At 53.4% G+C, this 26,179-nt stretch carries 23 protein-coding genes; 11 read left to right on the top strand and 12 right to left on the bottom strand.

Translation table 11 applies throughout. The features are described from left to right. The first annotated feature begins 31 nt into the window (after positions 1 to 31). The 4 genes from IPM31_10155 (at position 32) to IPM31_10140 (ending at position 4,954) form a co-directional block, all read left to right on the top strand. The gene (locus IPM31_10155) at positions 32 to 3,076 is read left to right on the top strand and encodes an SUMF1/EgtB/PvdO family nonheme iron enzyme (GenBank protein ID MBK9007341.1); all 3,045 of its coding nucleotides are present in this window, start codon (positions 32 to 34) and stop codon (positions 3,074 to 3,076) included. Positions 3,077 to 3,158: 82 nt separating this feature from the next. Continuing rightward, entirely contained in the window at positions 3,159 to 3,506 is a 348-nt protein-coding gene (gene avd, locus IPM31_10150; GenBank protein MBK9007340.1) for a diversity-generating retroelement protein Avd, read from the top strand. Positions 3,507 to 3,537: 31 nt separating this feature from the next. Next, complete coding sequence (locus IPM31_10145; GenBank protein ID MBK9007339.1) at positions 3,538 to 3,708, top strand: SUMF1/EgtB/PvdO family nonheme iron enzyme; 171 nt, start codon at positions 3,538 to 3,540, stop codon at positions 3,706 to 3,708. Between the two features lie 202 nt (positions 3,709 to 3,910). Continuing rightward, positions 3,911 to 4,954: an RNA-dependent DNA polymerase gene (locus tag IPM31_10140; protein MBK9007338.1), complete on the top strand. Its 1,044-nt coding sequence runs from the start codon at positions 3,911 to 3,913 to the stop codon at positions 4,952 to 4,954. Positions 4,955 to 4,998: 44 nt separating this feature from the next. Here IPM31_10140 and IPM31_10135 read toward each other — a convergent pair whose 3' ends face one another. From IPM31_10135 to IPM31_10125, 3 genes are all read right to left on the bottom strand, one after another. Next, positions 4,999 to 6,150 carry a M20/M25/M40 family metallo-hydrolase gene (locus tag IPM31_10135; protein ID MBK9007337.1) on the bottom strand — a complete coding sequence of 384 codons (1,152 nt, stop codon included), beginning with the start codon at positions 6,148 to 6,150 and terminating at the stop codon, positions 4,999 to 5,001. Positions 6,151 to 6,242: 92 nt separating this feature from the next. Next, entirely contained in the window at positions 6,243 to 7,241 is a 999-nt protein-coding gene (locus IPM31_10130; protein ID MBK9007336.1) for a carbohydrate kinase family protein, read from the bottom strand. A 33-nt stretch (positions 7,242 to 7,274) separates the two neighbouring features. Continuing rightward, positions 7,275 to 8,543: a GAF domain-containing sensor histidine kinase gene (locus tag IPM31_10125; GenBank protein MBK9007335.1), complete on the bottom strand. Its 1,269-nt coding sequence runs from the start codon at positions 8,541 to 8,543 to the stop codon at positions 7,275 to 7,277. Between the two features lie 64 nt (positions 8,544 to 8,607). On the opposite strand from IPM31_10125, the gene IPM31_10120 reads away from it, so the two are divergent. The 7 genes from IPM31_10120 to IPM31_10090 all read left to right on the top strand — a co-directional run bounded on the left by IPM31_10120 (position 8,608) and on the right by IPM31_10090 (position 16,302). Next, positions 8,608 to 9,693, top strand: a complete 1,086-nt coding sequence (locus tag IPM31_10120) for an inositol-3-phosphate synthase (GenBank protein MBK9007334.1) — start codon at positions 8,608 to 8,610, stop codon at positions 9,691 to 9,693. 100 nt (positions 9,694 to 9,793) lie between these two features. Beyond that, a complete protein-coding gene (locus tag IPM31_10115) occupies positions 9,794 to 10,939 on the top strand; it encodes a polysaccharide deacetylase family protein (protein MBK9007333.1) in 1,146 nt (381 codons plus the stop codon). Positions 10,940 to 11,152: 213 nt separating this feature from the next. Further along, positions 11,153 to 11,857 (top strand): class I SAM-dependent methyltransferase, encoded by a 705-nt coding sequence (locus IPM31_10110; protein MBK9007332.1) that lies wholly within the window; start codon positions 11,153 to 11,155, stop codon positions 11,855 to 11,857. Positions 11,858 to 12,015: 158 nt separating this feature from the next. Next, positions 12,016 to 14,265 (top strand): hypothetical protein, encoded by a 2,250-nt coding sequence (locus tag IPM31_10105; protein MBK9007331.1) that lies wholly within the window; start codon positions 12,016 to 12,018, stop codon positions 14,263 to 14,265. 113 nt (positions 14,266 to 14,378) lie between these two features. Then, positions 14,379 to 15,353, top strand: a complete 975-nt coding sequence (locus IPM31_10100; GenBank protein ID MBK9007330.1) for a hypothetical protein — start codon at positions 14,379 to 14,381, stop codon at positions 15,351 to 15,353. Positions 15,354 to 15,470: 117 nt separating this feature from the next. After that, the gene (locus tag IPM31_10095) at positions 15,471 to 15,704 is read left to right on the top strand and encodes a helix-turn-helix transcriptional regulator (protein ID MBK9007329.1); all 234 of its coding nucleotides are present in this window, start codon (positions 15,471 to 15,473) and stop codon (positions 15,702 to 15,704) included. Then, positions 15,697 to 16,302, top strand: coding sequence for a restriction endonuclease (locus tag IPM31_10090; protein MBK9007328.1), 606 nt, complete (start codon positions 15,697 to 15,699; stop codon positions 16,300 to 16,302). Before IPM31_10095 ends, IPM31_10090 begins: the two co-directional genes overlap by 8 nt. Here IPM31_10090 and IPM31_10085 read toward each other — a convergent pair. The 9 genes from IPM31_10085 to IPM31_10045 form a co-directional block, all read right to left on the bottom strand. After that, positions 16,294 to 17,043, bottom strand: coding sequence for a site-specific DNA-methyltransferase (locus tag IPM31_10085; GenBank protein MBK9007327.1), 750 nt, complete (start codon positions 17,041 to 17,043; stop codon positions 16,294 to 16,296). The two genes, IPM31_10090 and IPM31_10085, sit on opposite strands and share 9 nt — an antisense overlap. 64 nt (positions 17,044 to 17,107) lie before the next feature. Then, a complete protein-coding gene (locus tag IPM31_10080; GenBank protein ID MBK9007326.1) occupies positions 17,108 to 18,145 on the bottom strand; it encodes a PD40 domain-containing protein in 1,038 nt (345 codons plus the stop codon). A 118-nt stretch (positions 18,146 to 18,263) separates the two neighbouring features. After that, on the bottom strand, positions 18,264 to 19,466 hold the full coding sequence (locus tag IPM31_10075; protein MBK9007325.1) for a DUF1501 domain-containing protein: 1,203 nt from the start codon (positions 19,464 to 19,466) through the stop codon (positions 18,264 to 18,266). 336 nt (positions 19,467 to 19,802) lie between these two features. Beyond that, the gene (locus IPM31_10070) at positions 19,803 to 21,278 is read right to left on the bottom strand and encodes a DUF1800 family protein (GenBank protein MBK9007324.1); all 1,476 of its coding nucleotides are present in this window, start codon (positions 21,276 to 21,278) and stop codon (positions 19,803 to 19,805) included. A 139-nt stretch (positions 21,279 to 21,417) separates the two neighbouring features. Beyond that, complete coding sequence (locus tag IPM31_10065) at positions 21,418 to 21,957, bottom strand: hypothetical protein (protein MBK9007323.1); 540 nt, start codon at positions 21,955 to 21,957, stop codon at positions 21,418 to 21,420. Positions 21,958 to 22,152: 195 nt separating this feature from the next. Further along, positions 22,153 to 22,644, bottom strand: a complete 492-nt coding sequence (locus IPM31_10060; protein ID MBK9007322.1) for a hypothetical protein — start codon at positions 22,642 to 22,644, stop codon at positions 22,153 to 22,155. 100 nt (positions 22,645 to 22,744) lie between these two features. Beyond that, positions 22,745 to 23,278, bottom strand: a complete 534-nt coding sequence (locus tag IPM31_10055) for a hypothetical protein (protein ID MBK9007321.1) — start codon at positions 23,276 to 23,278, stop codon at positions 22,745 to 22,747. Beyond that, entirely contained in the window at positions 23,265 to 23,801 is a 537-nt protein-coding gene (locus IPM31_10050; protein MBK9007320.1) for a sigma-70 family RNA polymerase sigma factor, read from the bottom strand. The genes IPM31_10055 and IPM31_10050 overlap by 14 nt, the downstream gene beginning before the upstream one ends. 166 nt (positions 23,802 to 23,967) lie before the next feature. Further along, entirely contained in the window at positions 23,968 to 26,049 is a 2,082-nt protein-coding gene (locus tag IPM31_10045) for a hypothetical protein (protein ID MBK9007319.1), read from the bottom strand. Positions 26,050 to 26,179: the final 130 nt, after the last annotated feature.

Here is a 26,179-nt window from a genome sequence, read left to right as displayed (position 1 = left end):
AGTAGAGACTGGAGAGTAGCGGAGGCAGATTGTGGATATTGACATTGCTCTTTTAGCGCAACAGGTGGCGACCGTTTTGATACCGTACCTCGTGAAGGGCGGGGAGGCGTTTGCCGGGGAAGCGGGAAAAAAACTCGCAAGCGCATTGTGGGAAAAGTTCAAACCCAAGGTGGAAGAGAAGGAAGCGGCGAAAGAGATCATCCAGGATTTGAAAACAACGCCCGACGACAAGGGCGCCCGGGATTCTTTTGAATATCAGATCAGGAAGATTCTCGAACGGGATACAAAATTCGCCGAGGAGATTTCGATCACGATCGGGGAGATTGACGCTTCGTCCATGCAGGCTGGGGATGACAGCATTCTCGTAAAAGGGGATGTAAAAGATGGCAACGTTCAAACCGGTAGAAACAATCGTATTATTCACGCGGGGACATATATCGAGGGAAACGTGTACAGGGGACCTGCCCTGCACAGTCCACAAGACGCCCTGAAAGCCTATCGCGCGGTACTCGCCAGCCTCACGTCCAGCATTTCAATGCGCGGTATTGACCTAACCGCGTCCGACCCGAACACACAACGAACCATTGGTCTGGCAAACGTATACATAGATTTAGACACAACCGCCCAAGTGGAATTCGAAGAGACGCGTGGAAAGATAAGAAAACAAGCAAGGGACATGGCTGACGCAACAGGCTTATCGCCTGATGTTGAGTTGGAATTTCCACAACGAGAAGGAAAGACCAACCCGCTCTCTTCCCTGCAAGCGGTAGTTGACAACCGATCTCTGGTCATCAAAGGCGACCCCGGAAGCGGAAAGTCTACGTTTGTCAATTTCCTTACATATTGTCTTTCAACCCATACCGCCGACAGGCTCAAACATTGGAAAAAGGAAGACGCTGACCTTCTACCTGTGATCGTGATCCTGCGCGACTTTGTGAAAGCCTTCAAGAAAGTACCGGAACGAGCCGAATCTCATCATCTCTGGGATTTCATCGAAAAACGATTGAAGGATCAAAACCTATCCAAAGCATCCAAGCCCATTCAGGAATTACTGGAAGAGGGAAAAGTCATCCTGTTTTTCGATGGCTTGGATGAAGTGTCCACGATCCCCCAGCGCGTGTTCGTGCGCGACGCGGTGCATGCCTTCGTAAAACGATTTTCAAAGAATCGCTTCGTCGTGACCAGCCGTATCCTTTCTTATGTGGAGCCGAAAGATGGAGAGCCGAATTTACGCCTGACGGGATTTCCCGAATTCGAACTCGCGCCTTTCGACAACAAAAAGATGCAATCCTTCATCGACGCCTGGTACAAAGAATTGACAGCCCTGGGCGTCCTGACAACCGAAACAGCGGATGAACTGAATCTGGGTCTTAAGAGCGCCGTCCGCCGCCGCGAATTAAGCAAACTTGCCCCGAACCCGCTATTGCTTACCGTAATGGCGGTGGTCAACACGCACAAAGGACGGTTGCCCGATGCCCGCGCGTTGTTATACAAAGAAACCGTTGAAATCCTGCTTTGGCAATGGGAACAATCCAGCAAGGGACACGAGGCGGCGCGCCTGCGGCAGCTGATGTTGGAGGCGGACTGCGCGGACGCCGACCTTGAACAAGTGATCTGCAAACTTGCCTATGAAGCGCACGCGCAAACCGACATCAATAGCGAAGACCCGGAGTCGCTGGCGGGCATTAGCGAACTCAGCCTGCAAAAAGGATTAGCCTCCATCAACAAGGGCGATTTGAATTGGGCGGCAAGCGTGATCGAAGCCATGAAACTGCGGGCGGGATTACTGCTCGAACGCGACAACAACGTCTTTACCTTTCCTCATCGTTCCTTTCAGGAATTTCTGGCTGGCTCGTATCTCGATTCGAGGGATGATTTTGCGGCTCTGGCAAAAGAACTTGCCGATAATCAACTTCTTTGGCGGCAGGTGATCCTTTGGGCGGTCAGCCGGCGCGTGTATATTCGCGGTTCGATTGATGGACCTCTGGCGCTGGTAGCCGAGTTATGCCCAAGCCGCGAGTGTAACGATGATAAGGAATGGAGCAGGGTCTGGCTGGCGGGAGATATTTTGCTCGAAATCGGCTTGAACCGCGCCGAACGTTCCGAATTGGGAAAAGAGCTACTGCCGCGCGTTCAAACTCGTTTGAAAGAATTGCTCGAACAAAGCCGCCTCATCCCGCGCGAACGCGCCGAAGCCGGGGATACCCTCGCCAAACTCGGCGACCCGCGCGAAGGCGTAACAACCGATCTCTTGTTTTGCGAAATCCCCGCAGGCAAGTTCATTATGGGAAGCAGTAAGAAAAACGACAAAGATGCCTATGATGACGAAGAACCGCAATTTGAATACAACATCAAACAGAACTATTTCATCAGCCGTTATCCGGTTACTAATGCCCAATTCGATCTGTTCGCGGCCGACCCCGAAGGATATACGAACGGAAAGTGGTATACGGACAGCGGAAAGGAATGGCTGAAACGAGCAAAACAGGATAAACCGCCCAAATCAGGCGGCGCGTTCGACCTGCCGAACCATCCCATCGTCAACGTCACATGGTATGAAGCCGTCGCCTACACGCGCTGGCTGACAGACAAAATGCGAAACGAAAACATCGCGTTGAAACTATGGGACAAAGACTCGATCAAAAATATTTCACTCGATCTCGCAACATGGGAAGCGCGCCTACCCACTGAAGTCGAATGGGAAAAAGCCACGCGCGGTGAAAAGGGCTTGCGGTATCCATGGGGCGACGAGTTCGATCAGGAGAAAGTGAACAATAATATGATCATCGGGTCTACCAGCGCGGTGGGGTGTTTCCCCGGCGGGCAAAGCCCGCATGGCTTGCTCGATATGAGCGGCAACGTGTGGGAATGGTGCGCTACACAGTGGACTGAGAATTATGAAAACTACGGAAAAAACGAGAAGAATAATTTGGATGGAGGTGCTCCCCGCGTGGCGCGCGGCGGCGCGTTCCACGATGGTGGGAGGCTCGTCCGTTGTGCGTTTCGGAACAGGAACGACCCTGATAACGGGGACAGCAATCAGGGGTTTCGTGTGGTGGTGTCCCCATTTTTCTAAACTCTGTTCTCTGAAGTCTCTGGTTCTCTGAGGCTCTGATTCTCTTGGTTTTAAAAAAATTTTTTGGTTTTTGGAGGTATCCATGAGCGGACAAGAAATGCCCATCTTCACACGCACGTTCGATTTTCTCACGTGGCTGTTGCCAATTACAAATCACTTCCCCACCGCGCACCGGCATACATTCACAAAGCGATTACTGGATGCGGCATTCGATCTGCGCGAACAACTGGAAGCCGCTAATCACCGAATGGGAAAGGAACGGTTAGCCTTTCTTAAATCGGCAGATGAATCGCTCGATAAAGTGCGGACCTACTTGCGTCTTGCCGCCAAATGGGAATGGCTTTCCCAAGGGCAATACTATCATGTAGCGGCGATGGTTACGGAGATCGGGAAACTGCTAGGCGGCTGGAAGAAAGTGACTACCCCATAGCAACCCGCGGTTGTACCGCTGTTGCGGGGATATGCCCGAACATCACCGCGTGGCGCGCGGCGGCGCGTTCAACAATAATGAGAGGAACGTCCGTTGTGCGTATCGGAACAGGAACAACCCTGATAACAGGAACAACAATCAGGGGTTTCGTGTGGTGGTGTCCACGCTTTTCTTGTTTTGCCGAAATGCCTGTGCGGGCTGAGCCTTCACAGTTGAGGCTCCTTAGAAAAATGGCGGGGCGTATTCCTGGCCAATCTCGCAATGAGATTGGGCAAATATAGAATAGCCCCGTCTCCTAATCCCTCGGCTTTGCCCAGGATCTGAGGCGGGGCAACGTACTCGCCGTCCCGCAGGTTTTGGAAACGATTCAATCAGTTCATACAACCTGCGAGACGTTCACCCTCATGTACCAACAACTCCACTCATGGGAAAACCTGCTCCTCGCCTACCGCAAAGCCAGCAAAGGCAAGCGCGGGCATGCAAACGTGGCAGAGTTCGAGTATCGGCTGGAAGATAACCTGCTCGAACTGCAACATGAACTTCGCGCAAAAACATACGCCCCGGGCAAGTATCACAGTTTCTACATCCATGACCCCAAGAAACGGCTGATCTCCGCCGCGCCGTTCCGCGACCGCGTCGTTCATCATGCCTTGTGCAATCTGATCGAACCCTTGTTTGAACAATCATTCATTTTCGATTCCTACGCAAATCGCATCGGCAAAGGCACGCATAAAGCCCTCGACCGTGTAACCCAATTCGCCCGCCGCTTTCGCTACGTGTTGACTTGCGACATCCGCCAGTTCTTTCCAAGCATAGATCATGAAGTCTTGTTCGATACGCTGAGAACCAAAATCGAAGACAAAAATGTTCTCTGGCTGGTCGAAAAAATACTGCAAAGCGGCATCGGCATTTTATCTGAAGAATACGAAATGATCTACTTCCCAGGCGATACCCTTTTTGCGGCGCATCGTCCGCGCGGCTTGCCCATCGGCAACCTCACCAGTCAGTTTTGGGCGAACTGCTATTTGAATCCGTTCGATCACTTCGTTCAACGCGAACTGCATTGCAAGGCATACGTCCGCTACGTGGACGATTTCCTCCTGTTTTCGAACGACAAAGGTGAACTATTCGAATGGCGCGGCAGGATCATCCAACGCTTGCAACAATTTCGGCTGACGCTCCACGAGAACAAAGCGCAGGCGCGTCCCGTCACGGAGGGGATCCCATTCCTCGGGTTCTCGGTCTTTCCAACTCACCGAAGATTGAAACAACGAAAAGGGATCGCCTTTCAAAGAAAATATCGTCGCTTGTTGTTGGCATATCATGGTGGAAAAATTGCGCGCGACCAACTAACCGCCTCCGCGCAAGGCTGGGTCAATCACGTCCGCTATGGGGACACGTGGAACTTGCGCCGCGCCATCCTCAATCTCAATTCCCCAATTCTCTAATCCTCTATTCTTCTATTCTTCTATTCTTCTATTCCTCTAATCCTCTAATCTCCAATCACTCCCCCCACAAACCTCACCAACTGCTCCAATCCTTTTTCAATTGGTTTGAGATTGATAAATTCATTCGTCGTATGCGCGCCGCCGCCGGTGGCGATTCCCAGCACGAGCGCGGGATAGCCTTTGCTCAGCGGGATGTTTGCGTCTGTTGAACCCGACGTGAGCGTTGGCTCCATTCCCTGCTCGCGGATGCACTCTTGCGCGAGTTGAATGAGCGGATGCTCTGCGGAGATTTCACCGGCGGGACGTTGCCCGATCACCTCCGCTTCAAACGCGACGTCGGGCTGGTTCGCCTCCTCGATCTTTTTCTCCACCTTCGAGATCAACTCCGTCAGCGACTCCTGCCCCTCCGAGCGCAAGTCCAACTCCATCCACGCTTCGGACGCGATCACATTGATCGAAGTGCCGCCAGAAATTTTCCCCACGTTCATCGTCGTGCGCGGCGACTCGGGCAACTTCATCGAAGTCAATTCCACCACAAGTTTCGACAACTCATGGATCGCCGAAGGGCTCCCGAAATCCGACCATGAATGTCCGCCCGCAGTTTTCGCCGTGATGCGATATCGTTTCACACCCGTGCCGCGATGATAGGCACAACCCAACGCCATCCCTTCGAGGACGAGATAGCCAGCCACCTCCGCGCCGAAACGCTCGACGACCGCTTTCATCCCGCGCAAATCGCCAAGTCCCTCCTCGCAAACGTTTGCCACAAACCACACATCACGACTCCCCTCTCCCTGAGGGAGAGGGGCTGGGGGTGAGGGTAAAATCGCGCCTTCCCTCAACCCCCACAACAGCCCAAACAACGCGGCAACGCCAAGCGAGTTATCTCCGATGCCGGGACCAAACACTTTATTTCCCTCGCGCCGAACACGCAAATCTGTCTCGACGGGAAACACCGTATCCAAATGCGCGGAAACGACAAGCGGCTTGACCTGCGACCTTTGACCTTTGACCTGAAACCGCCCCAACACATTCCCCACCTCATCAACGAACACATCCTCCAACCCCTCCCTCTCGAACAACCCGCGCACAAACTCCGCCCGCTTCCCCTCCCCAAACGTCGGCGCAGGGATTTGTTGAATCTGAATCGCCAACTCAATCACACGCTCCGCAAGTTTCAAGTCACCAGTCTCCAATCTCAATTCTCCAATTCTCTAATTCTCGATCACGAATTACCACTCACCAATTACTCACGCTTCGACTTCGCTACCACTCCGCTCAGCGCAGATCAAACATCCCTCGCCATCCCCCTGACCACATTCAACCTCGCCTCCCCCAGCCCCGGCAACACATCTAGCGGATAGAACGCGCCGCTCCCCTCCAATTTCAACGATGCGGAGACACTTCCGTAAAACACGCCTTCCAACGGATCGTAATTTTTGCAATAGCCCGCGAGAAAACCGCCATTGAACGCATGACCCGCGCCGGTGAGATCGGCAAGCCTGGACGGGTAAGCGGGGATCTCGTATTTTTTCTTTGCCCCAGCCGCATACAACAATTGTCCCTGCGCGCCGCACTTAATCGCCACATATTCGCATCCGTACAGCGAAACAGCTTCCGCCATCGCCCACAGATCGTGCGTCTCACCCCAGAAAAGACCTCGCAAATCCTCTTGTGAAATCAAAAGCGTTGTCACCCCGCTTAAAAATACCGGCAGGGCGCGCTTCGCTTTGGGGTTCATATCCGCAGAGGAAGGAGCGAGCAGAATCGTGTGGGCGCTCCCACGCTTGAGACCGGCGATCAATTGATTCTGCGTGGAAAGATCCATCGGGCAAATCAACGCCGCGCGAGCCGAGAGATACTCCTCGGGAATATCCGTCACCACAAGCCGGCGGGATTCCTGTTCCGCGCGTTCTTCAAGAGGCTGATAACCAAATAAAGATTTAGGAATGGTCATCCCGCGCCGCGCAAATTGCGTAACCGGGTTGGCTGGGTTGGGTTCGAACGATTCGCTATACGAGATGAATTCACGCGCATCAAGATTCTGCGGAAGGATTTTCACCCCCGCGGTATCGAACCCGCGTCCCTTGACGTCGTTCAACCACGCGCGCGGATAATCATCCCCGACGCGTCCCACCAAGCCTACATCTGATTCACCCACCCACACTCTCGCCCCCGCCCCCGCGTACAACAGGCTTCCGCCCGGCGCATCCAACCGCGGCGAGCCGCTGGCAGGGAGTAAAAATTCGCGCGTCAGGTTTCCAAGCACAAGATATTGAGGAGGCATGGCGCGATAATTATAAAGGGCGTCAACCCTGTTTTATTCCGAGAACGGTTTTGCTTTGACCGGATTCCCCGCCTGTTGAACCGGCAACAAGAAGGTGAACGTGCTCCCCTTCCCCACCTCGCTCTCCACCCAGATACGCCCACCGTGCAGTTCAACCATTGCCTTTGCCACGGCGAGTCCAAGACCCATCCCTGTGTGCCGGCGCGTGAGGTGCGTCTCCACTTGAAAGAAGCGCTCGAACACGCGCGGCAGATCGCGCGCAGGGATACCGATGCCGCTATCCGTCACTGAAACTTTCAAATATCCCGACTCTTCGCCCGTTTTGACGCTCACCACCCCCCCAGGGTCGGTGAATTGCAACGCATTCTTCACCAGATTGCTCAAGGCAATATTAATCTTGACCCCGTCGGCATCGATGTACAATGGGTCACTGCCGGTCTCGGCTTGCAACGTAATGTTCCGCGATTTTGCCTCATCCTGAAAGGTGAGCGCAACATCTTCCACGATGCGCGTCATCGAAACCTGATGACTGCGCACACGCGAGGATCCCTTCCGATAATTATCCACATCCGCCAGGTTTTCGACGATCTCCTTCAATTTCGTTGTGTTGCGGATGATGGTATCGAGTTGTTCGCCGTGCGTCTCGCCGATCAGTTCGCGCAAAAATGTGGCGTGACCCAGAATCAAACCAAGCGGGGTGCGCAGTTCGTGAGACGTGATCGCGATAAAATCTGATTTGAGGCGTTCAAGTTCCGCCAACTCGATCCGCGCCCGTTTGACATCCTGCATCAGCGTAAAGTTCCGCATCGCCTGCGCGGCAAGCGCGCCCAATGTGCCCAGGATCGCCAAATCCTCCTCGGTAAAATGCGCGCCATCTTTTTTGTTGATGGCTTCCATCACGCCGATCACTTCGCCGCGCACCACCAGGGGAACCGCCGCCAGAGAGCGGGTATCGTATTGCGAGACGCGGTCCGGCGCCTTGAAATGCCGCTGGTCGATTCTCGTATCCTGTATAATCAGCGGCTGGGTATGACGGAACACCCAACCTGCCGCGCTGCCGTCGATCGGCACGCCCACCGGGCGGAGCAATTCACGATGGATCCATTGCATCGAGAGGAAGCGCAATTCCTTCGCCTCCTTATCATATTCAAGGATCGAAGCGAACGCGCTGTCGGTCATCTCGCTGGCTTCGGTGATCACGGTTTGAAGAAACGATTCAATATCGGGCGCTGTCGTCAAACCCCGCACCACTTCAAGCAGGCGTTCCAAATGGTCTAACCGCTCGTTGGTTATCATTGTCATAGATTATACAACACAGGCAAAATACCTACCAAGCAACTTCATTGAAACACAAGGAGAACTCACAATGGCACAAAAAAAAGTACGCGTGGCGATCATCGGCGTGGGCAACTGCGCCTCTTCGCTCGTGCAAGGCGTTCAATTCTATAAGAACGCTAAAAAGGATGACATCATCCCCGGCATCATGCACACCCAGCTCGCCGACTATCACGTGAAAGATATTGAATTCACCCTCGGCATTGACGTGAACGCCACCAAAGTGGGCAAAGACCTCTCGGAAGCGATCTTTGCCGAACCGAATAACACCTACAAGTTCACCGACGTCCCCAAACTCAACGTCCCCGTTGTGCGCGGCATGACCCACGACGGATTGGGCAAATATCTGAGCGGCATGATCCAGAAGGCGCCTGGCTCCACCGCCAACATCGCCAAACTCCTACGCGACACAAAAACGGATGTGGTCATCAACTTCCTGCCCGTTGGTTCTGAGATGGCGACCAAATGGTATGTGGAGCAAGTTATCGAAGCGGGATGCGCATTCGTCAACGGGATTCCCGTGTTCATCGCCTCGTCCGAATATTGGGGCAAGCGCTTCGCCGATGCGGGTCTGCCGATCCTCGGCGACGATGTGAAGAGTCAAGTCGGCGCGACAATTCTGCATCGTCAACTCGCCACACTGTTCGTGGATCGCGGCGTGAAGATCGACCGCACCTATCAACTCAACTTCGGCGGCAACACCGATTTCCTCAACATGCTCGAACGCGAACGACTCGAGAGCAAGAAAATTTCAAAGACCAACGCGGTGACAAGCATGATTCCGTATCAGATGGACCCAAAGGACGTGCATGTCGGTCCCAGCGACCATGTGCCGTGGCTCACCGACCGCAAGTGGTGTTACATCCGCATGGAAGGCACAACCTTCGGCAACGTGCCGCTCAACGTGGAAGTGAAACTCGAAGTGTGGGATAGTCCCAACTCGGCGGGCGTGATGATCGACGCCATCCGCTGCGCCAAACTCGCGCTCGACCGCGAACTCGCGGGTCCCATCATCGGGCCGTCATCGTATTTTTTCAAGACGCCTCCCAAACAATTCCGCGATGAAACTGCCAAACAAAAAGTGGATGATTTCATTTCGGGAAAAAGCGAAGAGTAATTCGATTTACGATTTACGATTTTGGATTTACGATTTACGATTTACGATTTTGGATTTGCGATTTACTGATAACTATTCACTGATCACTGTTCACTTTCAAATGAAACGCATCTTCCTCTCCCTCAGCCTGCTCGCCCTCACTCTCAGCGCCTGCGCCCCCGCGACTCCCCCTCCCACACAGGATATGAGCGCCGCGCTCACTCAGGCGTTTGGCACTGCGTTCGCGCAACTCCAGCCGACGCCGACGTCGCTTCCTACGGGCACCCCAGTTCCCCCTCCGACCGCGATCCGCACACCGCCGATGTTGCCATCCATATTTGTTGCGAGTCAAATAAATCCGCTGGATGTTCCGCATACGTACATCCAAGACTCGTGCGAATATCTGCTCAACAAATGGAGTTCGACCAACGCCGCGCCCGGGACGGTCGTGATGGTCATCATGTTCCATGGCATTAACAGAGACTCGGTGGATAACCCCAACGACATCCTCGTGCCCGATTTCAAACGGATGATGAAGGATCTGAAGGATCAAGGTTTCGAAGCCATCAACATGACCCAGATGGCAGACTTCATGGATCGCAATGCAAAGATACCCGCGCGTTCTGTTTTGCTCATTTCCGACGACCGTCATCAAGGCGAATATTTCGACGATCATTTCCGTCCCTATTTCAATGAATGGGGCTGGCAAGTGGTGAACGGCTGGATCAGTTTAGAAGATGGACCGCGCGCGATCAGCATTGACGCGAACATCGCTTTGGAAAAAGAAGGCTGGGTGGATCATCAATCGCACGGCTACATCCACAACATCAACATGAGCGATTCATCCACCGATGAATTCATCCGCACTGAATTTGAAAAATCCATCGCCGACCTGCAAACCAACTTCGGCAAAACTCCCGTTGGCATCATCTGGCCCGGCGGCAGTTTCGGAATCCGCCCGGTGCAATTCGCGCGCGAATACAACTATCGTCTTGGCTTCACCATCAACCCGCGCGGACCCGTGATGTACAACTGGATTCCGCTCGCCGACCAGCCCGACCCTGCGCGTCCCGCGTTTCTTCCCGAGGGTTATGTGAACGACCCGCGTATGGTCATCCCGCGATACTGGCCCTATCAAGTTTCAGCGAACATTGACACGGTTCGTCAGATCGGCAACCAAGCCGCGGAGTATGCGGAACAGAACAAAGCTGTCGAACTTGAATACTACGATATCGTCTGCGCGCCGACGTATGGGGCGATGCCGTAGATTCTTTTTAAACACAAAGGACACGAAGTACACGAAAGTGAGTTGCGTGATCATTATGGTTCTTCCATTTTGACTTTCACGAAAGATGGCGCAAAAGAAGTCATCCCGTTGCGCCATTCGTCAAACCATTGTGACTGTCGCGTCACTTCGACACGGTGAGCGAAAGACGAACCGTCAGCGCAAGCCTTCGTGGTAAAGGATTTTCACCATATCATGGACTCCTCCTCATTCAACGCCTACAAAACACGCTACCGTTCCGCGATTCGCAAGGTGCTTGCCGACTCTGAAAAGGGACGACTCGACGAAGCGGGCTTTCCCGCATATTCATCTGCCAACGCACTCATCAATTGGCTGTTTTGGCAACGACTGCATATCGCGATGGATCATATCGAACAGTCCGCGCCGTATGAACACATTCTCGATTTCGGTTGCGGAAGTGGCGTGATGCTCCCGTTTCTGGCGCAACAAAGCAAACATGTTGCCGCGATTGACATTGATCTGCACCCACTCGAACAAGTGAAGCAATACATCCCTCTCGCCGCGAATGTGCAAGTCTTCGATGCAAATCAAATCCCCATTTCGAATCTCCCCCCAAAATCATTCGACCTCATCAACGCGCTCGACGTTCTCGAACATGTGCAAGACCTGCCGCAAACGCTTTCGGAATTGATGAATCTGCTCAAACCGAACGGTCAACTCGTTGTATCGGGTCCGACTGAAAATATTCTCTATCAGATCGGGCGCAAACTCGCAGGCTCTGAATATTCGGGCGCGTATCACGAACGCGGCATCGCCGAGATCAAACGCGAACTCAAACGCATCGCTCGCGTCGAGCACATTGCCACGTTGTATCAACCCATTCCATTGTTTGAAATTTTTGCCGCGTTCAACCGTCCCGCAGGCTCCCATTCCGATTAACCATCATTGCTAAATGTCGTAGTGGCGACTTCAGTCGCTCTTTCGCCGCGAAGTAAACGACTGACGCACAGCGCGCTTCGCAGAGTCGTTACTACGGTTAATAGCCGCCTCAATTAAACCTACGGGACGTTATTGCTCGGGGGATGTATACTTAACGTATGGAACCTGAGCCATACATTCCAGGGACGAAGCCAGCGGATGCAGGTCCGCTCTCGCGATTCATTCCTCCGCTGGAGGAGGGAGTGATCTCCCGCTGGCTTCCGCTTCACGCGCCGACTTCAAGTTGGTTGCTCGACCCCTTCGGATTCTCCCCTCGACTCGTCCTCGAAGCCGCGCGGGCAGGGTATCGCGTGTTGGTCACGGTGAACAATCCCATCACGCGATTCTTGTTGGAGATCGCGGCGAATCCCCCATCTGAATCAGACTTCAAAGCCGCGCTGGCTGAACTCGAAACCGTCAAAAAAGGCGACGAGCGACTCGGCGCGCATTTGCAATCGTTGTATCAGACGACGTGTGAAAAATGCAGTCGCGAGGTTCAAGCCGAATATTTTTTGTGGCGCAAAGAAGCGGACGCGCCGCACGCCCGCTTTTACACTTGCCCGCAGTGCAACGACTCGGGCGAGCGCGTTGCCACGCAAGGAGATATTGACCGCGCCAAACAATTCGCCGCAACGGATGGTCTGCATCGTTCGCGCGCATTCGAGCGCGTGGCAAAACTCGACGACGATGACCGCGTCTATGCAGAGGAAGCGATTCAACATTACCTGCCGCGTCCGTTGTATTTTCTAACGACGGTCATCAACCGCATTGACGGATTGAATCTCACGCCTGAACGCAAACGCGCGTTGAACGCGTTGATCCTCGTTGCGTGCGATGCGGGCAACACGTTGTGGGATCATCCGCCGACACGTCCGCGACCGAAACAACTTAACATCCCGAGTCAATTCCGCGAGCACAACTTGTGGAAAATGCTGGAGCGTGGATTAAGTCTCTGGACTGAAACAGGCTCACCCATCGTGTTTGAAGCGTGGCCCAATAAGATTCCAGAAAGCGGAGGGGTGTGCATCTATGAAGGTCGTCTCAAAGAGTTGGCGCATGAAGTCAAAAAAGAAATTCCGATTGCCGCGGTGATCGGTTCATTGCCGCGTCCCAATCAGGCGTTTTGGACTCTCTCGGCGTTGTGGGCGGGTTGGCTGTGGGGGCGCGAGGCGGTGGAACCATATAAGATCGCGCTGCGTCGTAGGCGGTATGACTGGGCTTGGAATGCGACGGCTTTGCACGCCGCGTTCGCGCATCTGTTTGAGTTGTTGCCGCTCGGCACGCCCTTCTTTGGATTCATGCCCGAGCCTGAACCGCCGTTTCTCACGTCGGCGCTTACGGCGGCAGGCGCGGCAGGATTCGATTTGAAAAGCGTTGCGTTGCGAACCGAACATGACCCGATTCAAATTTTATGGAATCGCGGAGAGCATTTAAAACGTGAAGCCAATGAACCCGATGTCGCGGTTGTGCGCGAAGCGATCCATGCGCATCTCATCGAGCGCGGCGAACCTGCGAGTTATTTGCACGTCCACGCGGCAGGGTTGATCGCGTTGGCGGAGGCGCACGCGTTGAAAAATAAAATGCAGGAGTTCGACGAAGCCATGCGCGCGACGAACGCGTTGATCCAATCGGCGTTGTCGGAGGATGAACGGTTTGTTCATTATTCGTCGGGCGAGAGTGTGGAGACGGGACTCTGGAGCGCGGACTTCAGTCCGCTTGCCGAACGTGGGGCGGACTTAAGTCCGCGCTCCGTCGAGTCTCTCGCAGACCGCGTGGAGGTTGCAATCGTCACGTTCTTGCAAAAGAATCCGAACAGCATTTATCTCGAGATCGAAGATGACTTGTATCCGCGCTTTACGGGTTTGCTCACGCCATCGAAAGCGATGATCTACGCGGTGTTGGATTCCTACGCGGAGCGCGACGGCGCGTCGTTGAAGTTGCGCGCGGAGGATGTCGCTTCTGCGCGGCGCAACGAACGCGATACGATCATCCCGATGCTTGAACTCGTCGGCAAGCGGTTGGGATATTCCACCAGCCTCGCGGATAAAAATCACGTGTGGGAGGAAAACGGTTCGATCCAGTTTGCTTTTTATGTGCTTGCTTCAGCCCTCGTTGGTCGCGCAATCGCCGAAACACCGTATTCGCCCGAGCAGACGATCCTCGTCATCCCTGGCGGGCGCGCGTCGTTGATCGCATACAAAGCGGGGCGCGACCCCGCCCTCGCGGCGCGTTTGAAAAATTATCGGCTGGTGAAATATCGCTTATTGCGCGCCATGCTTGAAGTCCCAGTATTGACGCGCGAGACGTTCGAGGAGCAGATTGCCAGCGATCCGCTCGAAAAATCCAAATCACAGATGATAATGTTTTGACGCCATGTCACTCTGAGGGAGCGCTCCCCAGCGACCGAAGAGTCTCGCGCAACGTGACGGAGATTCTTCGTCGCCGCTACGCGGCTCCTCAGAATGACATGGCAGAGAGTAATATGTACAAAAAAATTCTCCCACTCCTCTTAATTCTCCTCTCTTCATGCGTGACCGTTTCATCGGAAGGCGCGCCGACGGATGCGCCGATTCTTTTCGTGACGTCTACCCTGCCGCCCACCAAGCAGGGACTCACCGTCCCGACGCCGATTCCGCCCACCGCGACAGCGACGCTCGACCCCTCGGCTCCCACGCTTACGCCAAGTTGCCGCGACAGCGCGGCGTTCGTCGAAGATGTGACGATCCCCGACAACACGAATTTCGAAAAGGGCGAATCGTTCACCAAAACATGGAAGTTGCAAAACTCTGGCACATGCGACTGGAAAGGGTATACCGTTGTCTTCGCCTCAGGCGAACGGATGAGCGCGCCCGATTCGGTTCCCGTCCCTGAGACCGCCGCAAAATCAGACGTGGATATTTCCGTTGATCTCGTCGCGCCATCCATTGACGGTCAATATCTCGGCAGTTTCAAGTTGCTCAACGAGCGCGGCGAGCTTGTGCCGATTGGAATCGAAAAAACATTCTGGGTGAAGATCGCCGTCGGCGAAACGTCGGTGCAGATCGGCACGACGAATTGTTATTACACGACCAACGCCGAGTATGTCCAACAACTGATTGACCGCATCAACCAAGCCCGCGCGGATGTGGGTCGCGCCGCGCTGACGGTGAATCCGCAACTCACTGCCGCCGCGCAGGGTCACAGCCTCGACATGGCGTGCAACGATTTCTTCAAGCAACGCGGCTCAGACGGGTTGTGGACTGGCAAACGCCTGCTCAACGCGGGATACACGTCCGCGTATTATGTTGAACTTCTCGCTTTCGGTCTGCCAGGCGACGCGATGAATCAATGGAAACTCGATCCGCTTCAATGGGACAACGTCCTCAATTCGCGCGTCACTGAGATCGGGGTGGGGTATGTGTTTGTGAGGACAAGCAGTTTTGGAGGCTATTGGACGGTGGAGATGGGGGGACCGTAAATAGACCTTGGTATCCACCTTACCCATCGTCCGTTTTATTAGGTAGATTCTTGGCTTTACGACACCTAGTCAATATCCTAATTTTGGATATTCTGAATTAGGATATAAAATTTGCTCATGAAAAGGCGCGACGCACATAACCAACTGCGAGATGTTTTACTTGATGCAAGGCGCAAAAAAGGACTAACGCAAGTCGAGGTTGCCACTCTGTTGGAAAAACCACAATCCTTTGTCTCAAAATACGAAAGCGGCGAAAGACGGTTAGATATCATCGAGTTTCTTGAAGTGTGTAAAGCTCTAAAGGTAAATCCTGCAACAATTATTCAGCAATTGGAGATTGATGGTGGTTAAAACACAATCGATTTTAAAGCGTTGGGGAATAACTGAGCGCGAACTCACTGAACTTGTGGACCAAAATCCGAGTTTACGTGGGATTTTATTGGGCTATGTTGCAGAAAAGAAATTCCATGATAAATACCTGAGTCATCCTGACATTTCCGAAAAAGAAAAAGGCGACGATCATGACAGGAATAAGAAAGGAGATCGACGGATAGTTTATAAAGGTCATACTTTTCTTATAGAAGTTAAGAGTTTGCAAACAAACAGCGTGAAAAATCTTGGCAGTGGAAAATGGACAGGAAGAGCCCAAGTTGACGCAAGTGACAGACGAGTGGTTACGTTTCCTAATAAAACCAAACTGAATACAACCTGCCTGCTCAGAGGCGAGTTCGATTTATTGGCTGTAAATTGTTTTGCTTTTGGAGAACAATGGCGTTTTGCTTTTGCGCTCAACTCAGAATTACCTGAAAACACTTATTCAAAGTACACAGCTTATCAGCGAAAACATTTATTGCCATCTCTCATTACCATTGAATGGGCTTTACAACCGCCTTTTACTGACAACCCATTTGCTTTACTTGACAAACTAATCCAACAAAAATCATCTTGAACGAGGCAAAGATTTTCCGTTTTTGTTCTTGGTCAATTTGATAAACACAAGAAAATAGCTATGATTCTTTCGGGCATGTTTTTGCTTAATCAATCGTGAAATTCCTGCTTTATTTGTTCTAACCACAACAAAAAGATCTTTGGTATAAAACCCCATTTTTTCATAGTGGTTGATTATTTCTACATGTGTGAGCCACTGGCGATTCGCAGATACTTCGTCTTGGCATTTAACAATCAGTACGCCATTTGACCGCAACACTCGATACGCTTCTGCGCCTGCTTTGAAATAAAGGTCTGTCACGGCGGCATGCCATTTCGCTCCCCCATTTTCTTCATCGCCATTCGAATAATAATTTCTAAATGCGGAAAACGAGCCGTTTCCCGCTTTGTGCTCTTTGTTATTTCGTAATAGTCCTTCCATGTACGGAGGATCTAGAACCAATGCGTCAAAACTTTCGTTTTCATATGGCAATTTCCTACAATCAACACCCGAAGCAATGTCGCTCTTGGCAAGTTCGTATTTTGACAATTCTACATTTCGCCAAAACACTCCATTGCCATATGTAACGTCAGCAATTTTTGAACCTTCAGGAACATGCAAAGTGAGTATTTGAGGAAAAATTTCGGAATTTCCATTAACGGAAGCAGACACCACGACATCTGTTGTGGAAATCCCACCTTGAATTCTTTTTGATATGCCATTTTTTTTCTGTTCAAGAAAATCTAATTGTTTTATTGTCATACTGGTAATAATATCCTATTTTGGGATACGCGACAAGGGTGCAGAAAATGTTTGCAACCCTAACCTACCTTCCCCACCTCGGTTGCCAATCGGAGATTGAGTTATTCGTGAGCCGAGTCAAGCCTGTCCCGCCGGGGTGGATGATGTAGATTTCGTTGTTGCCGTCGCGGAAGGAGGTGAAGGCGATCCAGATGCCATCGGGCGACCACGAGGGACCGAGGTTATCGCCGCCGTGCGTGAGTCGCACCAGCCCTGTGCCGTCAATGTTGATGATGTAGATGTCGTGGTCCCCTGCGGGACCGCGATAGAACGCGAGTCGAGTCCCATCGGGTGACCAGGTACTGCGTCCGCCCACGTTGTTCAAGTCGGTCACTTGTTGAATGTTCGAGCCGTCGGCATTCATCACGAACAATTGACGTTGTCCACTGCGCGAGGAGGCGAAAGCGATCATCGAACCGTCGGGTGACCAGGTGGGGTCAATGTCGTCGCGATCCGTGAACGGACGCGGGTTATCGCCGTCGGGTTTCATTACCCAGAGTCCGTCGCCCGATTTGGCGAAGACGATCAACTCTCCGCTGGGGGAAAGTTCGGGGGCGTAGAGACTGCCGATATCGCGCGTGAGGCGTTGCAGTCCGTCGCCGTTGATTCCGATGGAGTAGATTTCAAATCCGCCGCTGCGTTTGGAGGAAAAGTAAATCGTTTGCCCGTCGGGTGAAAGCGATGGGTAGAACGCGGTCGCGTCGAAGTCTGTGAGTTGTTCGCGCCCTGTGCCATCCGCGTTCATCAGGCAGATCTGGTCAATCTGTTTGATGTAACAGGCGAAAACGATTTTTCCTGTTGGAGGAGAGTCGTTGAAGTTTGGGATGGAGGTGGGAGATAGAGTTTCGGTGGGAGGAGGGAGTGGTGAGGAGAATTGGAGGATTGGAGAATTGGGGGTTTGTGTTGGTGGAGCGAGTTGCGTGGATTCAGTTGATGGGATGGGCAAGTTTTGAACGATGTACGCAAACCACGCGATGATGCCGCACAGCACGAGGACGCCGCATCCCAGACCAACGAGGAGAGTTTTATCGAACGCTGAGACAATCTTGTTTTGCGAATCCATCGTGCGATGGATTGTAATTCATGTTTGGCATGTCACCCTGAGCGACAGCGAAGGGTCTCTACGACGGTGTCAGAGATGCTTCGTCGCTTCGCTCCTAAGCATGACATATCACAATTTATTATTTCAACAAATTCCTCATCACAGGCGAGTAATCGGGGAAGATTTGATCGGTGGCGGGGTTGTTCAATCGCTTCTGCAACACTTCGGACAGCACATCGCGGTAATCGGTCGTGACGGCGAGGTCGCCTGGTCCGATCATTTGACCATCCTCCAGCCCGGGCCACTCGCCGTGGACTTTGCCGCCGTCCACGTTGCCGCCCATGACCATCATCATGCTTCCGTGACCGTGATCGGTGCCGAGGCTTCCATTTTCAGAGGCGCGACGACCAAACTCAGACATGGTGACAACGGTGAGATTCTTCATGTGTTCCTGCATATCGGCGTGGAAAGCCGCCATGCCATCTGCCAAATCTTTCATGAGATTCGGCATGATGCCAGTCGTCGAGCCTTGCGCGAAGTGCGTGTCCCAGCCGCCCACGTCAATGGCTGAGACTTCGAGTCCCACTTCCGCTTTGATGAGCATGGTGGTTTGTTTGAGCGCGAGACCAAATTCGGAGTCGGGGTAAGTGGTAAAGGGGGATTGGTAATTGTTTGGGTCGAGCGTTTCGAGAGTATCCATAATGGATAACGTATCCTGCCCAAGCACGTCATCTTCATACACGATGTTCAACGCGGCGCGCATTTGTTGCAGAGCGCGCGGATCACCGCCGAGATGAAAGTCCGCGATCGAACGCAGGGCAGAGACTGGGACGCTTCCGCTCAGACTCCGTTGCGGACGAGTCCCCATCCCCACCGCGCGCAGAGGCGACGAGTTGCCCGTATTCAACGTGGCGAGGTGACGACCGATCCAGCCCGAGGCGGGGCCGCGCTCATCGTCCACGCCGCGCTCCATGAGTTCCATCGCTTTGAAGTGACTGCGCGATTCGTCGGGCGCGCCGCACGCGTGGATGATGGCGAGTTGATTCGAATACCAAGAGTCAAGCAGTGAATTCATCGAGGGATGAAAGCCGAAGAATCCATCTAAATCTAAAACTCTTTCCTCTTTCTTCTTTCCCGAGTCATCTGGTCGCGCAACTCCCAATGTTGGTCGCATCGCGTAATACGCCTCTTCGCCATGCGGCACGACCATGTTGAGAATGTCCGCGGCGCCGCGCAGGAAGATGACGACAAGCGTGTCGCCGCGCGGGGCAACGTTATGAGGCGCGAACGCGAGTCGCGGCATCCAGGATTTTTGTTGTAGGGTGGGTAAGGTTTGTAGCATGTTTACTCCGTATTCATTGGGTGGTCGAGTAGCGAGCCGCTGTACTGAGCCTGTCGAAGTGGTTCGTTGCGAGCGTATCGAGACCACATCATCTGGCTACATTTACATTTGCAATTGGTGGTTTCGATACGGGCGGGAAAAGCACCCGCCCTACTCAACCACCAAAGTTGCTTGTTATCTCTATTCATAAGGTGGTCGAGACGCCAGCAGGCGAGACCACAACATCTGGCATCATTTACGCTGGTTATTAGTGGTCTCGATACGTCCTTCGTCTCCGCTACCGCTTCGACAGGCTCAGCGCGGCGGCTTCGCTCAGGACTACTCGACCACCGAGGTTTATCTCCACTGAAACGCGGGCGAGGCGAGGATGCCAGCGGCGAGGATTTGCAGAGTCTCCTCGGGGGTAGAGTCCGCTGAATGGACTGAGGCAATTAGCCCGTCGCGTTCGAGGCGTTCTAGAGGGGCGCCTAAAAGCAGAGAGGTGAGCGCGTCCACGTCGTCGACGAGAATGCCCGTCGAAGAGACATCCAATAAATGATTCAAATTATTTTTCGTGCCGCCGATCTCATCGCGCATCAACTCGAACGCGAATTGCCAGCGCGGCATGAGATTACTTTGCCACGGCGCGCTGACATCGGGATAGCCATCGGGCGTGGGCAAATTGAAATACAACTGACCCATGCGAAGCAGATAATCGTTGAGGGCGCCGTCGGTTTCGGTGTTGGTGAGTCGCAACGCGGATGTGATGAAGTTCGCGGGGCGTTTATATTTTGGTTGCGCGCGCGAGAGACCATCAAGCAGAATCACACGCAACACAGATTTGATGTCGCCGCGCGTGTCGAGAAAAGTTTGCGCGGCTTTCTCGACGATCTCTTGCGGAGGATCGCCCGCGATGAAGCGACGAGTTAATTTCGTCGCGATGAATCGCGCAGTGGATGGATGCGACGCGAGATGCTCGATGACCTGCTCCGCTTCACTCTGACCGTTCGGCTGGATCGCCAGACCCAAAACTTTTTTCGCCCCCTCATCGTGGATGTCTTTGTTGAAGGTGAACTCGCCCAACCAAAAATGTTCTTTGACCGTCCAGCCCGTGAGACAACGCGCGAGTTCCATCACGTCGCTTTGAGTGTAGCCGCCGTCCACGCCGAGGGTGTGGAGTTCCATGAGTTCGCGCGCATAATTTTCGTTGGGATGACTCTTCTCGTTGACGTGGTTATCGAGATAGACCAGCATCGCGGGCGAATGTGCCGACGCCCACACGAGATCGCGGAAGTTGCCGAGCGCGTGTTTGCGAATCACTTCGCGGTCGTCAACCGTCTTGAGATAAAACAGCGGTTCTTTCTCGATGAAGATGTTGAAATGATCGCTCCAAAATTCGACCATCACTTCGTAGAATTGTCGCTTGCTGTAAATCTGACGAAGCAACGTTGCTTGACGTAATTCGCGCGCGGGTCGTTCGCGGTCGTAACCATCGAAGAGTTGATTGGTGACGCCTTCGATCTCGTTCGCGTCCATGTGAAGAGTGTCGAAGGTCGAAAGTCGAAGGTCGGATGAGAAATCGTCAATCGATTCAACATCGAGCTGTTCTTCGATGAAGGCTTGCAAGCCGATCTCTGCGAAGCGGGCGCGTTCCTCCACGCGTGGACCGAAGGTGAGTCGATTCAACGCGAGAAAGTCCTGCGCGTCGAGCGGAGTCCACGGGAGGGTGGGGAGTCCGCCTGTGAGTCGTCGGTACACTGGGGCGCATGATGAAAGCGCGGCGCTGGCGGTGACGAGGGTACTAAGTTTTAGGAAGTCGCGGCGGGAGATCATGAGGATTGGAGAATTAGAGAATTAGAGAATTGGAGGATTAGAGGATTGGTTGGTGTAGAAACTAGAAAGTGGAAGATGGTCTACTTATCTACTCATCTACTTATCTACTTTCTACTTTCCACTTTCTACTTCCGACTTTCTAAACACTCTCTGCCTTCAACGTGCTTACCTGTGTACCTGTCTCCGTGTTTACGGCTTTCACACGCGGCATCCAATTCAGCAACGCAAACGCGGTCGCGCCGAAGGAGGTGATGAGGAGCGGAATCCACACGAAAAGCCAGCCGATGAGCGGGAAGAAGGCGGCGAGTTCGAGGATCAGTGCTCCGCGCACGAACGCGCTGAGAGGTGAATAGTTGTTGCCCGTTTGGTTCATCCGTTCGCCGAGGTGCGCGGCGATGCCAGCGGAGCCGATGGAGGAGAACACCAGCGACGCGCCGAGGAGAATCCAAGCGAGGGATTTGGCGGGACCGAGCGGCAACGCGAACAGGATCACGATGGGGATGACAAGCGCGATGACGACGACAAGTCCCAGCCAGAAGGTCGCGCCGAGGGATTTTTCGACGCGGGTCTGCGCGCGTTGGATGAGTTTAGGGAACAATAGCCACCACGCGGCGAGCATCGCAGGGTACGCGACGCCGAGGATCAAGAGGATGAAGAAGATGGCGGAGATGTCAGCCATGGGGAATGTCCTTTCTTTTGGTTGATGTATGGGATACAGGGGAGGGAGAGGGAAAGTTGCAGGGAAGAGAGTAGTGAATAGATGAAAAGATGAAAAGAAAAGACGCGGGGTTAGCGCGTCTTGGAAAGTGGAAAGTGGAGGATGAAAGAAGAAAGAGGAAAGAATCTTTGCGTGCTTAGCGGGCTTCGCGGTAAATTAATTATCGCGTTGGAAGAATCCCAATATCACCGCGCCGAAGCCTGTGAGGGCGACAAATGGGAAGAGCAGGAACCATCCCAGAAAGGGAATGGCGGACGCAAAGGTGAGAATGACCGTTCCCCAGAATGATTGCTTCCATGCCGAGAGATCGGGGAAAATCCGTTCGCCGAGGATGCTCACCATCGAGGAAAGTCCGAGGCTGAGAAGAATTACCAGAATAGTTGCTAGCAATAACGATGGGATCGTTACGATGAATTTGATCGCGCCATTTTCCGCACCATCTGCAATTGCGAACAACACAACGGTGATCGTGCCGAAGAATAGGAAATTGACGAATCCGATGCCCAAGGAACGCGCGGGAAGTTGCTTCGCAACGTTGAGCGTTTTCAAGACGCGTTTGTTGAAGAACGCGCTGACGACGAGAAAATAACAAGCAAAATCAACGGCGAGCAATGTAACGAGCAGTGTTACGCGGATGATGTCGGTCATGGATTCTCCTAATTTTCGCCCTGAGCGGAACGAAGTGCAGTCGAAGGGCGCTTCGACTACGAGCCTCAAATTGCATTCGGCTCTCCGCTCAGCGCGATGGTTATCTTATTTGTTTCCTCAACAGCAACCCATTCCCCACCAGCCAGAGCAGGGATGCAAAAGCAAGGGCGAGGGAAAGAGTCAGTGTGGGGATTTGAAGCGGTGGTAACGAAGGCAAGCTTGGTAATTGGAAATTGGTAAATGTGTTGAAGAATGTGAGCCATTGCGATTGGAGTTGGATCAATACTTCGGTGAACGATGGCGTTTCAAGAGGAGGCAACAAGTTCAATACGAACGGCGCGGCGATGATGAGCGCGATCAACGCGAGCGCGGCTTGGAGAGTCGCTGTCAGTGTGAGCCAGCGCGAGAGTTGCGGAGTCAGCTGTCCCTGCGAAGAGAAGCGTGCGGCGAGGTCGGTGGAGAGAGTCGCTTCGGGGAGGGAATCCAGTTCGGCGAATAACGATTGAAGCACGGTAAGACGCGCCGCACATTCTCCACATGAAGCAAGATGCGATTCGATGTGTGTGCGATCCGCAATTTCGTTATCGAGATATTCGTTGAGTTGCACATCCGAGATGTGGTCAGTCAGGTGCATGGAGTTTCTCCGCCAACAGTTTGCGGGCGCGGAAGAGATGACTCTTCACGTCGCTCAATGGGATTTTCAATTCAGCCGCAATTTCATCATACGACATTTCTTGATAATGCCTGAGTTCGACGACGACTCGATAATGCGGAGGCAACGACGCGAGCGCCGCGCGAATTTGCTCGCTTCTTTCTCGCACCTCAACCTGCTTCTCAGGTCGTTGGCTTTCATCAGCGTCCCGATCCTCGTCGAGCGGCGCGGTGACCTTCTGCGACTCGAGATGATTGAGGCACAAGTTCGCGGCGACGCGCCTCACCCACGGACCGAACTCGCGTTCAAGATCGAACTGCTCGAGGCGATTATACGCGCGCATGAACGTCTCTTGCGCCAGGTCTTCGGCTTCGCCGCGCTCATGCAGAATGCGGTAGCAGACATTGAACACGTTGGTCTGATAACGCGTGACGAGTTCGCTGAACGCGCCGCCGTCACCGCGACGGGCGCGGACGATCAAGTCGCGGTCGGTGGGCGCGGTCATGGCTGAATTGTAGTACAGGAGTCGGTGGGAAAAAGTTGCAGGAAAAAAAAGAGATTGGAGATTAGATGATTAGAGACTAGAGATACCTGCTGAGGTTCACAGACCAATCTCCAGTCTCTACCATCTACTTTCTACTCTCTACTTTCTACTCTCTATCCTCTATCTTTCACTTCGCCAGAATCTTATTCCAATCCATCATCGTCTTCATATGTTCGGTCGGAACCTGACCTTCCGGCACAAAGCCGACGAACGAGCGATTGTAGAAATCCTCGGTGCCGTCATCGAGATTCCAGCGGAGCGAGTTGCGGAAGACGCCGAGGCAGGAGGTACCGCGGAAGTCATCGGGCAGGGATGTTTCGAAAGTGTACACGTACGTACCGTCGGCAGTATCCACCACTTCAACGACTGTCGCCTCATGGATCCACCTCAGCCATTGATGTTCAGGGATCGGTTTCTTGTTCGCGTCCACTGTAGTGCGGCTCCGCGTGATCGGCTCGCCCATTTTGTATTGCCACGAAGGAGCGGCGGGCGCGTTCTTTCCGCTTCGATCTTTTTTCTGCTTGCCCACAACACTCCCTGAAAGCAGACCTTCGCCATTCGCATCTTCCACACCTTTGGCGATCTGCCACGGGCTTGGGTCGCCGCCGACAAACCTCAGCCAGAAGATGCTCGCGCCTTGTGTGTAATGCTCCGCTCCCGTCGGGCGGATGAAAGTGACGCCGGGGGTTTTCGCTTTGAACAATTTGAAATATCGCGCCGCGTTTTCGGTCAACCCGCCGGGCGGTAAATGTCCGCGGATGTGTTGCAGGTGTTCGGCTGTCTCGTTGCACACCGCGCGCGAGACGATGAGTTCGTGGCTCTGCCCATGCTCGGGTCGCCACATACCGGTGTTATCCGTCGCCCACTTGCTGAGGAGCGGATAGAAAGTTTTATCGGCAAAGCGGACTTTATCTTCCTCGGCAGTGAACGTTTCCCAGCCCGGCGCGGTGACGTGATTGACTCGCAGAGGCGTGAGCAAGACGATCATCTTCCACGCCCACGCGGGGAATTGACCCTTCATCGCCTCCAACTTCGCCAACGCCTGATCGGTCGTCATGGACATGAACTCGTATTTGGCTTCCGCTTCCGCCAAGCCGTCCAAACCGATGCGGCGGGACTGCGGTCCGCGCGCCTTGACTCCCTGCATGTGCAACGCGACGCGATCCTTCCAGACTTTTTCAGTTGCCTTCGCCAGCCCGGGCTTGTTCACTCCCGCCCCTTCGTACTGGGCGATCTTCTCCTTACAACGCGCTTCCACCTCCCCGTCGGAAAGAGCCGCTTGGGCTTTCTTCACTTCCTCCACGCGCAGACGCGCGAGCAAGTCCTTCGGGTCTGCCCACGATCCATGCGCGGACTTATAGCGCATCCCCGAAAAATGGACGATCATGTATTGAAGCCAGACCGGGAAACGCTTCGGCTCTTTCTCGAACCGCGCGCGGATATCCGCCAGCAGTTGATATTGATCCTTGCCCTCGAGGGTCTTGGCGTATTGCTCCGTTTTCAAACGCGCAATATCTTTCACAGTGACCGGTGTTTTCGAATCGTAAGTGCGCAGGAATTCCTCTTCGGAGGTTTTGAAGTTCGGGTCGGCTTTGGTGAGTTTGTACCACTCCAGTTTCGGCGCGCCGAGTTTGTCGTAGCACAGATCGAACTCGCGCAGTTTTTCCATTTCATCCAGCAGCATCGGCATGGACGATTCGCTTTTAAGTTTATATTCCGCCTGCACCTTCGGGCGGTTCGGATGTTCGGGGAGCATCGCATCGAGCTGGCGTTGGAGGTAACGCGCCCGGTCGCGCACGAATCCCAACTGCAACTTGAACGATTCGATGCGGCTTTGAATGAATCCGCGCTCGCCGCGAATATCCTTGGGCCACGACGCGATAAAGAGATCGTGATTTTTTTGGATGAGCGCCATCGCCTCAGGCTCGACGGGTTTGTATTTGGCAAAGGCGGCGCTTACATCTTTCGTAAGGAAATACGTTTTTAATTTCGAGTAATTATCTATCTCCGCTTTGCGGGCGGCTTCCATCCCTCTTTTATATTCCGCCACATCCGCAGTCAGCGCGGCAATGTCCTTGTTTTTATATTCCGCCCACAGGTCGGCTTCTTTGAAGAAGACCAGAACGTCGCGCAGTTTCACCAGCCGCATCGGGTAAATATCTTTGAGCAAAATATCGTTCTGCCATTGGAAATATTTTTGAGCCGCCATGATACGCTCCTTGAATTAGGCTTTGTGTGGTGAGTTCTGCTAAGCCACAGAGATCACAGAGTAAAAAGAGCTTTTCTCAGTGGTCTCTGTGATCTCTGTGGCAAAGATTTTTGCAAACGATGTATTGATT

The sequence above is a fragment of the Candidatus Defluviilinea gracilis genome, from assembly GCA_016716235.1.
Taxonomy (GTDB): Bacteria; Chloroflexota; Anaerolineae; order Anaerolineales; family Villigracilaceae; genus Defluviilinea; species Defluviilinea gracilis.
Note: the sequence above shows the minus strand (reverse complement) of the source record. Positions and strands in the feature narration are given on the sequence as shown.